Here is a 10,090-nt window from a genome sequence, read left to right on the forward strand (position 1 = left end):
GCAAACGCTGCCTTCGGGTTCACAACTCCGATCAAACGCGACCCGCTCTAGTCAGCCCTGCGCTTCGACCAGCTGTTTGAGGTTGGCCAGACCGGCCTCATAATCGGCGCCGACCCAGCTATCCATCATCAGGCCCATCCAGCGCATGGCAGGGTTCAGGCCGAGCTCGGTCTCAAACCCCCATGTGACCTCGGTCCCCTCTCCGGCCGGGGTCAGGGTGAACTGGGCCGTGGCCGTGCCCATGTCACCGAAATCGAGCGCGGTTTTCACCGATTGGTTCTCGACACTTTCGATGATCTCCTGCGTGCCGGACCCCACCTGCGGATGCTCGGACGCCCATTGCAGCTTGTTGCCCACGCCCGCCTCGGCGCCGGTATAGGTCAGCTGCGTCTGCGGATCGCGGGACAGCCAGGGCGACCAGCCCTCGGTTTTCTGCATCGAGTTCACGTGCGGAAACACCGCCTCGGGCGCGGCGTCGATGGTGATCGAGCGCGCCACGACGGCCTTGCCGGGCAGCAGATAGGCGATCACGACAAGGGCGACGATGATCACCACCAGAACCGTCAGAATTCGTTTGATCAATCGCATTTCCTGCTCCAATCCAAATTGGGTTAACCTGCCGTGATCATAACAGAAAAAGGGCGCGGACAGAGCCCTGTTCCGCACCCTTTGGCAATTCCTTGCTGGGGCTGTCTGCGCCTCAGACCTCGACGAATGTCTCGGTCTGCGGGTCGTAGCATTGCAGCCCGCCTTCGCCGATATCGGTCCAGAGGCCATGCAGGCTGAGCGCCCCTTCCTCGACCGCCGAGGCGATGAAGGGGAAGGTCATCAGGTTGTCGAGCGATGCCACAACCGCCTGTTTTTCGAACTGACGCGCCTGTTCGGTGCTGTCTTCCACGTCGGCGACCAGATCGTATTTGGGTTTCAGGATGTCCATCCAGCGGCCGACGAAGCTATCCTTGGCCTCAAGCTGCGGCGCCTTGCCCTTGCACATGTCGATGCAGCCCTGCACGCCGCCGCATTGGGAATGACCCAGCACGATCAGATGCGCGACCTTCAGCGCGGTTACCGCATATTCAATCGCGGCGCTGGTGCCGTGGTGGTCGCCGTCGGGCGCATAAGGTGGCACCAGATTGGCGATGTTGCGGTGAATGAAGAACTCACCCTGATCGGCACCGAAGATGGAGGTGACATGTACGCGGCTGTCGCAGCACGAGATCACCATTGCGCGCGGGCGCTGCCCCTCGGTGGCCAAACGTCGGTACCAGACCTGATTTTCGGAATAGGTCGTGGCCTTCCAGCCATGGTAGCGTTTCACCAGATAGCTCGGCAAAGGTCGGGCAAAATCCATCTAATCGTCCCTGTGTTTGTCGGTTCTGTCCGGTCATTTAGTGGGTATTGAAGAAAAATTCGAGACATTATCCGGTCCTGCGACAACCTTTTGCAAACTACTGTGGCCGCAGGATGCTGTCCGTGCCGTGGGGGTACGTGACTATTGGGGTGAACGTGGTGGATAAAGTTATCACACTCGTACAGAACGAATCCGTGCGTCTGGATCCCGAACGTCTGGGCGGGCTTTATTCTCAGCTCGGCGATGCCGGGGCCGAGGATGTGGTGTGCCGGGCCATTGAGGAACTGGCCGTGCGTCTGTCGAATTGCGAGCGGTTGTGGCGGCAGCAGGATTGGCTGGACCTGCGCAAGAGCGCGCGCTCGCTGATCGCGATCTCGGACCAGATTGGCATGACCGCGCTGGCCCGGGTGGCGGGCGACGTGACCGAAGCGGTCGACAGTGGCGATCCGGTTGCGACCAGCGCCACTCTGTTCCGACTGATCCGCGTTGGCGAACGTTCGCTGACGGCGGTCTGGGATTTGCAGGATCTTTCGGTCTGAGCGGGGTTGCGGGCGCGGGTTCGCAGGCTAGTCTGGGTTGCATCTGAATTGAGGTGAGCCGCCCATGACCCTGTCCTTTGCCGCGCCAAGCGATGGCGCCATTCCGTTGCATGTGATCGAACAGTCCGAGCTGGAGGGCTGGCTGTCGGACCAGCCGGATGCTGTCCGGTCCTGGGTTGAGGCGAACGGGTTTACCGGCGCCATCGGACAGGCTCTGCTGGTTCCCGGCGTTGATGGCGTGGGCATGGCGCTGGCCGGATATGGCACGGCGGCCAAGCGGGCGCGCAAGCGATTCCCGCTGGCCGCTGCCGCCGAGAAGCTACCGGAGGGCGCGTATCGTATCGCGTCAGGGGTGGGCGATGACGCCCTGCCGACCGAGTGTGTCGGCTGGCTGATCGGCGGCTATGCCTTTGACCGGTACAAGAAACAGTCGCCTGCCAAGGCGCGGCTGATCGCGCCTGACAGTGTGGATGCTGCCCGGATTGAGGCTCAGGTGAATGCCGAGGCGCTGATCCGCGATCTGGTGAACACGCCGGCCTCGGACATGGGGCCGGAGGCGTTGCAGGCGGCTGCCGAAGGGCTGGCCGGTGAGTTCGGGGCTACGTGCGACACGATTACGGGCGATGCGCTGCTGGCGCAGAACTTTCCCATGATCCACACGGTGGGCCGCGCCGCCGAACAGGCACCGCGTCTGATCGAGATGAACTGGGGCGCATCGGGGCCAAAGCTAACGCTGGTGGGAAAAGGGGTTTGTTTCGACACGGGTGGGCTGGACCTGAAACCTGCCGCCGCCATGGGGCTGATGAAAAAGGACATGGGCGGGGCGGCCAATGTGCTGGGGCTGGCACGGATGATCATGGCGCTGGAGCTGCCGCTGCAATTGCGGATGCTGATCCCGGCGGTGGAAAACTCGGTTGCGGGCAACGCGTTCCGGCCCGGCGACATCCTGACCTCGCGCAAAGGGCTGACGGTCGAGATCAACAATACCGATGCCGAGGGACGGCTGGTGCTGGCCGACGCGCTGGCGCTGGCGGATGAGGGCGCGCCGGATCTGGTGATCTCGATGGCGACGCTGACCGGGGCCGCACGGGTGGCTTTGGGGGCGGATCTGGCGCCGTTCTATACCGATGATGATACGGCAGCTTCGGCCTTGGCGCAGGCGGCAATAGAGGCGGCAGATCCGGTCTGGCGGATGCCGTTTCACGAGCCTTACGAGGCGCTGATCGAGCCGGGGATTGCCGATCTCGACAATGCGCCCTCGGGCGGGTTTGCGGGGTCGATCACCGCCGCGCTGTTCCTGCGCCGCTTCGTGACCGAGAGCCGTTATTTGCATTTCGACATCTACGCCTGGCAGCGGAGCAAGGAGCCGGGCCGAACGAAAGGCGGGTTGGGTCAGGGACCACGCGCGCTGCTTGCAGCCCTGCCCGAGTTGCTGGGGCTATGAGCACGCGGCGCGTCACCGCCCCGGTCGTCGATCTGCTGCGCGCACCGGAGGGACCGCGCGACCGGCAGCTGCTCTATGGCGATACGGTGCAGGTCGAGGATGAGGCCGACGGGTGGAGCCGTGTGGTGGCCGACAAGGACGGCTATCCCGGTTGGCTTCGATCGGAATGGCTGGGCCTTGAGCAGGCCGCGACCCATTGGGTCAGCGCGCTTGGCACCCATGCCTATGAGCAGGCGGATATGAAAAGCCCGGACCGGCTGTCGTTGAGTTTCGGCAGCCGGGTGGCGGCGCTGTCCGAGACCGGCGGTTTCATCGAGACCAACCTGGGCTTTATTCCCAAGGCGCATCTGGTGCCTGAGGGTACGGTTCTGTCCGACCCGGTGGCGGTGGCGGCGTTGTTTCTGGGCACGCCGTACCTGTGGGGCGGCAACAGCCGGTTCGGGCTGGATTGTTCGGGCCTGGTGCAGGCAGCGCTGCTGGCCTGCGGGCAGGATTGCCCCGGTGACAGTGGTGCTCAGGAGCACGCTTTGGGCGCGACGCTGCCCGAAGGTACGGCGCCGCAGCGGGGGGACCTGATGTTCTGGAAGGGGCATGTGGCCTGGGTTGCCGACGCGGACACGCTGCTGCATGCCAACGCGCATCACATGGCGGTGCAATATGAGCCGATTGCCGAGGCCCTCCCGCGCATTCTGGCGCAGGGCGACGGGCCGGTGACCGCGCATAAGCGGCTCTAATCCGGGTCGACTGCGCGGATCAGCTTGCGTTCCAGCACCCGCAGGACCGTGCGCAGGTCCTGTCCGCGCTTGAGGATGCGCCCGTCCATGCCGACGACCGAATACATGCCCTGCCGCTGACGCAGGCGGGGGTGTTTTTCGACGCGGTAAATGGGATGTTCGGCGGTGCGGCGGAAGATTGAGAAGACGGCCGTGTCGCATAGGCTGGAAATGCCGTAATCCCGCCACTCTCCCAAAGCCACCATCCGGCCATAGACAGAGAGGATAAGGGACAACTCGCGCCGGTCGAACGCGACCTGCATCTGGGCCGGGCCCGTACCAAACGGGCTGGGAGGCTGCATATTCATGCCGCAAGCCTCGCCATTTTTTTTCATCAAATCAAGCCTGCAGCGCGCAAATCGCTGGCAGTTGAGGCGGCGCGATCACTCAGCGGCGATGCGCCCCGGGCACCCAGTCGGCGGTTTTGCGATTCCAGAACCGGTTGGGATTGTCCTCATCCACGCCGCGGATATGGCAGGTGCGGAAGGCCGGAACGATCTGGATCACGGGTTCCTCATAGGGGTGGGCGTCATAGGTCGCGCGCAGGATTTGCTCCAGCTTTTCCGGGTCGGCGCGGGTGAACACCGAAAGCTCGAGGCAGGGCACCTTGACCACCGTCTCGGCCGCTGCATTGGCCCCGCCGGGCAGCGAGCGGAACTGCTGGGTGCCCGAAGTGGCAAAGGCGACCCGGTCATAATCGCCATAGGGCAAGGGATCGTAAGACAGGATGGCCTGCAGCACCGCGTCGCAATCGGGTTCGGGCACCTGCACCAGGATGCGATACCCGGTTTCGGTGCGGAACCGGTCCGAGGTCAGATGCAGCACTGTCATGCGGCATTCCAGCTGATCCCGAGGATCTGTTGAAACGTCTCCGCCCCGGCGCGGGTCACGGTCAGGCCGCGCTCGGCGCGTTTGCGTTGCAGCCAGTCGCGCTCCAGCGCCTGTGTCAGGATCTGGCGCCCGATGGGTCCGGCGATGTGGGATTTGCGCTCGGTCCAATCGAGGCAAGGGCGGGCCAAAGGGGCGCGGCCCGTGAGGCGAACGCCCAGTTGCGCCCAGCGCTGCGAGGGTTGCGGCAGGAACCGGTCGTCATCCCGGATCAGGTCGCCGTTGGCCTCGAGAGCTTCGGCGATCATCACGCCGAGTTTTCCGGCCAGATGGTCGTAGCAACTGCGCGCCGCCAGCATCTGTGCCCGTGCGCCCTTGCGCTGCTGCGCGCGGTAGAGGTGATCGCAGGGCGCCAGCGTGGCCAAGGTTTCCAGCGCCTCGGCGACCTGCGCGCCCGCGATCCGGTGGTAGAGACAGCGCCCGCTGCGTTCGGCCGCGATCAGCCCGGCCTCTTCCAACTTGCGCAGATGGGCGCTGGCGGTTTGCGGGGTGATCCCGGCGGCGCCGGCCAGTTCCTTGTTGGTGAAGGCGCGCCCGTCCATCAGTTCGCACAGCATCCGGGCGCGGCTGGTGTCGGCCAGGGCGGAACCGAGGATATCGAGGCGCGGGGTCAGGGTCATGGTGTCAGCCTAGCGCGGGGCGCGGCGCAGCCACAGGGAAAACACTTCGCCCGCCGCCTGAGCGTCACGCAAAGCTTCCCTGACAGAACCAGCCCGAGGACATCGTGCCGCCATGGCCGTAGAACAGCCACAGCCGGTCGCCCTGCTCGGTCACCACCACCCAGTAGTCGCGCACGCCGCTGCGCCAGTTGGGATCGTCCAGCCACCATTCCGGCGCGATGCGTTCGGGCCCCGAGGCCTGTGCCAGCCGCCAGTCGCGCCCGCGCCAGCGGAAGGTTTGCGGCACGGCGGATGTGTCCGGCGCGGTCACCGGTTCCGGCTGCCACAGAAGCAGAGGCCGGGGACGCGCCGGGGCAGGCCAGTCGCGGGCGGGCTCGGACCAAGCGGCGGCCAGGGTCTGGGCGGTTTTCTCGGGGATGTGGGACGCGGCCGGGTGGCGGCGGGTGATCGCCTCGAGCCCCACCCGCGCGCCCAGCTTGCCGATCAGGTCATCGACGGCGGTGTTGCCCGCCAGCCGGTCGCGCACGGCGCGACTGGCCTCGGCATGGCCGGTCAGGGTGCGGGCATGGACCGGCTCGGTCTGCACCGCCTCAAGCCGCAGCATGTCGATGCCATAACCGGCGTCGATCTGGTCGATTTTCATCTCTAACAAAGGGCGAATGCGGTATTTGTCGAAGGACGGACGGGCCAGTCCGACCTCGACCACCTCGGCGGCCTGATCGGTGCGGTGCGCCTCGAGCCGCAGGGTGCGCACGCCGCGCGCCTTGTCCTCGAGCCGGGTGCAGAGCGTGGGCAGCATCCGGTCGATCGCCGCCATCACGTCCTCTTGCAGCCCGATCGGGTTGGGCAGGGTCATCCGCACCGCGAAGTGATGCGGCGGGCGGGCGGGCGAGACCGGCTCGGGCGCGCTGCCCATGGCCTGATCCATCCGCGCCACCAGCCCGCGTCCGAAGCGGCGGGCCAGCCCGGCACGCGGCTGGCCCAGCAGGTCGCCGACCCGCCGCAGCCCCAGCCGGTTGAGCTGTGCCATTGTGTGATCCTCAAGCCGGAGGGCGGCAATCGGCAGCGGGCTGAGCGCGCCATAGGTCTGGCCCGGCGGAGCGATCCGGGCGCCGCCGCCCAGCGCCACCACCTGCGGTGCCGCGCCGCCCCGGGTCCAGTGCCGCCGCTTGCCCGCACGGGCGCGGGTGGCGCGGGCCTCTTGCGAAATCGCGTCGCCATTGCGATCCGATGTGGCCTCCTGCCCCGCATAGCGCGCCAGCGCCCAGGCCGCGCCCAGCGTGTCGGCGATGCCCATCTGCACGCTGAGCCCCATGTCGGCGCAATCCTGTTCGACCAGGCTGAGCAGTGTTTCTTCCCCGCCGAAGAGATGGGCGCAGCCCGACAGGTCGATGACCAGCCCGTCCGGCAGTTCCTCGGCCACCCAGGGGCTGAACTTGCCCGCCCAGCGCCGGATCGCGGTGAGAAAGCTGGCCTCGGCCGGGGCGTTGCGGGCCCGCGTGATCAGCGCCGCGCACATGGCGTGGGCATCGCGCACCGGCTGGCCGATGCGCAGACCGGCGGTCTCGGCCTCGGCATTCATCGCGGAAATGACCTGCATGTTGGACTGTTCCGCCACCACGGCCAGCGGGCCAGTCTGCAGGCCGCGCGCGGCGCGCATCAGCCGTTCCGCACCGAGGCGGGGAAACCAGAGGGAGAGGATACGGCGTCTGGGCATGGGCAGGCAGCAAATGTTCTTATTTTGTTCTTACCTGGGAATCACCTGCAGAGTCGAGTCCCACTCCGGACCCAAGTGGTGTCGATATCGATATGAAAAAGGGCTTAGCCGCAGGTCAGGCGCTGGATCACCCCGGCCCCGTTTACGAAGACGTTCAGCCGGTCGATGCGATAGTCCTGCGTGGCGATGTCATTGGGGCCGAGCACGCGGGACCGGGCGGGCAGCGTGGCCTGGATCGTCGACACCGGCTGGCCGACGGCATCCACGAACGGCTCACCTTCGCAGAAGGCCAGATCAACCGGCGCGGCTTCGGGCTCTGCCGTGAGGTCCACCGGCGCGCCGGTTTCGGTGCAGGCGGCCAGCAGCGGCAGGATCAGAACAAAACGGTGCATTGGCGCTCCTCTCTCCGGCGGTGTCGGTTCTGGAAGGTCGTTCTTTCCGGCACCCTGTCATGAAACGGGAGTTGAAAACACCCTGTATTTGACGCAGGGTCGAGCGAAGTTGACAGGGAGAGATAACACCATGCGTACCCGTGCCGCCGTTGCCCTTGAGGCGGGCAAGCCCTTGGAAGTGATGGATGTTAACCTCGAAGGCCCCAAGGCGGGCGAGGTTCTGGTCGAGATCAAGGCCACCGGCATCTGCCACACCGATGAGTTCACCCTATCGGGGGCCGACCCCGAGGGGCTGTTCCCCGCCATCCTCGGCCATGAGGGCGCGGGCGTGGTGGTTGAGGTCGGCCCGGGCGTGACCAGCCTGAAGCCGGGCGATCACGTGATCCCGCTTTACACGCCGGAATGCCGCGAGTGTGAATACTGCCTGCATCCCAAGACCAACCTGTGCCGGGCGATCCGTTCGACGCAGGGCCAGGGCCTGATGCCCGACGGGACGTCTCGTTTCTCGACACTGGATGGCGATCCGATCCTGCATTACATGGGCTGTTCGACCTTCTCGAACCACACGGTTCTGCCCGAGATCGCGCTGGCCAAGGTGCGCGAGGACGCGCCGTTCGACAAGATCTGCTATATCGGTTGCGGCGTGACCACTGGCATCGGCGCGGTGATCAACACGGCGAAGGTCGAGATCGGGTCACGCGCCATCGTGTTCGGCCTGGGTGGTATCGGGCTGAACGTGATTCAGGGTCTGAGACTGGCGGGCGCTGATCAGATCGTCGGTGTCGACCTGAACCCCGCAAAGGTGGAAATGGCCACGAAATTCGGCATGACCGATTTCGTCAACCCCGGCGAGGTCGAAGGCGATCTGGTGCCTTATCTGGTGGATCTGACCAAGGGCGGAGCGGACTACACCTTTGACGCCACCGGCAACGTGGGCGTGATGCGCGCGGCGCTGGAATCGGCGCACAAGGGTTGGGGTGAGTCCATCATCATCGGCGTGGCGCCCGCGGGGGCCGAGATCTCGACCCGTCCGTTCCAACTGGTCACCGGCCGGTCCTGGCGCGGGACGGCCTTTGGCGGCGCCCGGGGGCGGACGGATGTGCCCAAGATCGTGGACTGGTACATGGAAGGGAAGATCGAGATCGACCCGATGATCACCCACACCATGGGACTGGACGACATCAACAAGGGCTTTGACCTGATGCACGCGGGCGAGAGCATCCGGAGTGTGGTGATTTACTAACATCTGAACCTGAAGGGCCGGTCATTCCGGCCCTGAATTCAGCGACTTTAAATGGTCTGCTATTTGCAACTTTACTGTCCTTCGCTGTGAGCGACGAAAGGTCGCTTCAACGGGGCAGAACCAGAATTTGCTGCTATAGATGCACTGATTTGTATGGCACGCCTTCAAGACCGCTGTACGTTTCGAGGCAATGTCGCTTAAGTGCTTCAAGCAGCTCTGAACTCAGTTCCCCTTTAACAGTAACCGCAATCTCGTGCATGTCCTCCACAAATCGAACGACGACACCGGCTACGAGAATTCGATGCACACGATATTCCTCGCTGTCTGGATCAGGTTCGAGGACACTATGTGGAACAGGCGGAGAAAAACGAGCGTAGAATAGATTTGGGTCGACAACGTGCCCTCGTTCTTCAAATTCAGCCCGATACCTCTCTGCAAACGTGTCTTGGCGTGATGAACGACTTGCACACGCCACCTGTTCGATTTTCCACAAATCGTTCCAACTTTCATCTTCGCGGAGCAGCATCCATCGTTGACCTGATTCAGTCGCCATGGGATTCCAGGACTTCGATTCAAGATCGAATTCCCATGTTGTCAGGTTCTCAACCGTGAATTCCGTGGGATGGTGAGTAACTTGACCACCTGTGCATATTAATCTCTTACCGTCACTCGCCAACTCTGCCTTGTGTTCGTAGAGCCATGACGGAGCGTCGCCTTGAGTTTCCACGCGGTGAATGGAGAAATCGGTTAGCCGCAATCGAAAAACGAACGTATCGCTGTAATCACGATGTTCATGATAGCGCAATCCACCAACAATAATTATCTCATCACCACACAAGGTCGCGCTGTGGAAGTCGGTCGGCGGGAAGACATCGGTTGGGTAGCCGTAGATTTCGATCGACGCATCTGATCGCACGACGACAACATCGTTATATATGTAAAAGTCGGGGTCGTAGTGATCCTCGTGTTCTCCTCCGATGTAAACTACCGAGCCGTCAGGAAGATGTGTTGCTGATTGTCCAAATCGGTCAAAACACCAGCCGGGTGATTTTTTATCACCGGTGCTTGTGACCTTCCCCCCGATTTTCGGGCCATTGCGAACTGGAATTTTCCACCTTTGAAT

General features: G+C 63.9%; 12 protein-coding genes. 4 read left to right on the forward strand and 8 right to left on the reverse strand.

The annotated features are described in order from the left end of the window. Positions 1-51: 51 nt before the first annotated feature. Both GOX53_RS18825 and GOX53_RS18830 read right to left on the reverse strand, forming a co-directional pair. Positions 52-588 carry an SRPBCC family protein gene (locus GOX53_RS18825; RefSeq protein WP_171179033.1) on the reverse strand — a complete coding sequence of 179 codons (537 nt, stop codon included), beginning with the start codon at positions 586-588 and terminating at the stop codon, positions 52-54. Positions 589-700: 112 nt separating this feature from the next. Then, positions 701-1,351 (reverse strand): carbonic anhydrase, encoded by a 651-nt coding sequence (locus GOX53_RS18830; RefSeq protein ID WP_171179035.1) that lies wholly within the window; start codon positions 1,349-1,351, stop codon positions 701-703. A gap of 149 nt (positions 1,352-1,500) precedes the next feature. Here GOX53_RS18830 and GOX53_RS18835 point away from each other — a divergent pair, with 149 nt between their 5' ends. From GOX53_RS18835 to GOX53_RS18845, 3 genes are all read left to right on the forward strand, one after another. Then, positions 1,501-1,890: a hypothetical protein gene (locus GOX53_RS18835; RefSeq protein WP_171179088.1), complete on the forward strand. Its 390-nt coding sequence runs from the start codon at positions 1,501-1,503 to the stop codon at positions 1,888-1,890. 64 nt (positions 1,891-1,954) lie between these two features. Then, positions 1,955-3,334 carry a M17 family metallopeptidase gene (locus tag GOX53_RS18840; protein ID WP_171179038.1) on the forward strand — a complete coding sequence of 460 codons (1,380 nt, stop codon included), beginning with the start codon at positions 1,955-1,957 and terminating at the stop codon, positions 3,332-3,334. Continuing rightward, a complete protein-coding gene (locus tag GOX53_RS18845; RefSeq protein WP_171179040.1) occupies positions 3,331-4,068 on the forward strand; it encodes a C40 family peptidase in 738 nt (245 codons plus the stop codon). Before GOX53_RS18840 ends, GOX53_RS18845 begins: the two co-directional genes overlap by 4 nt. Here GOX53_RS18845 and GOX53_RS18850 read toward each other — a convergent pair. The 5 genes from GOX53_RS18850 to GOX53_RS18870 form a co-directional block, all read right to left on the reverse strand. Beyond that, a complete protein-coding gene (locus GOX53_RS18850; protein ID WP_171179042.1) occupies positions 4,065-4,415 on the reverse strand; it encodes a DUF2794 domain-containing protein in 351 nt (116 codons plus the stop codon). The genes GOX53_RS18845 and GOX53_RS18850 overlap by 4 nt on opposite strands. Positions 4,416-4,494: 79 nt before the next feature. Then, the gene (locus tag GOX53_RS18855; RefSeq protein ID WP_171179044.1) at positions 4,495-4,938 is read right to left on the reverse strand and encodes a hypothetical protein; all 444 of its coding nucleotides are present in this window, start codon (positions 4,936-4,938) and stop codon (positions 4,495-4,497) included. Then, positions 4,935-5,615 (reverse strand): helix-turn-helix transcriptional regulator, encoded by a 681-nt coding sequence (locus GOX53_RS18860; protein ID WP_171179046.1) that lies wholly within the window; start codon positions 5,613-5,615, stop codon positions 4,935-4,937. Before GOX53_RS18860 ends, GOX53_RS18855 begins: the two co-directional genes overlap by 4 nt. A gap of 64 nt (positions 5,616-5,679) precedes the next feature. Then, positions 5,680-7,332: a DNA polymerase Y family protein gene (locus tag GOX53_RS18865; RefSeq protein WP_171179048.1), complete on the reverse strand. Its 1,653-nt coding sequence runs from the start codon at positions 7,330-7,332 to the stop codon at positions 5,680-5,682. Positions 7,333-7,436: 104 nt separating this feature from the next. Beyond that, positions 7,437-7,724, reverse strand: coding sequence for an I78 family peptidase inhibitor (locus GOX53_RS18870; RefSeq protein WP_171179049.1), 288 nt, complete (start codon positions 7,722-7,724; stop codon positions 7,437-7,439). A gap of 130 nt (positions 7,725-7,854) precedes the next feature. On the opposite strand from GOX53_RS18870, the gene GOX53_RS18875 reads away from it, so the two are divergent. Further along, positions 7,855-8,967: an S-(hydroxymethyl)glutathione dehydrogenase/class III alcohol dehydrogenase gene (locus tag GOX53_RS18875; RefSeq protein ID WP_171179050.1), complete on the forward strand. Its 1,113-nt coding sequence runs from the start codon at positions 7,855-7,857 to the stop codon at positions 8,965-8,967. Positions 8,968-9,100: 133 nt separating this feature from the next. Here the strand turns inward: GOX53_RS18875 and GOX53_RS18880 are convergent. Continuing rightward, positions 9,101-10,090: hypothetical protein (locus GOX53_RS18880; protein WP_171179052.1), on the reverse strand; the 990-nt coding region annotated here is incomplete at its 5' end.

Origin of the sequence: Ruegeria sp. HKCCD8929, from assembly GCF_013031405.1 — a bacterium.
Taxonomy (GTDB): Bacteria; Pseudomonadota; Alphaproteobacteria; order Rhodobacterales; family Rhodobacteraceae; genus Ruegeria.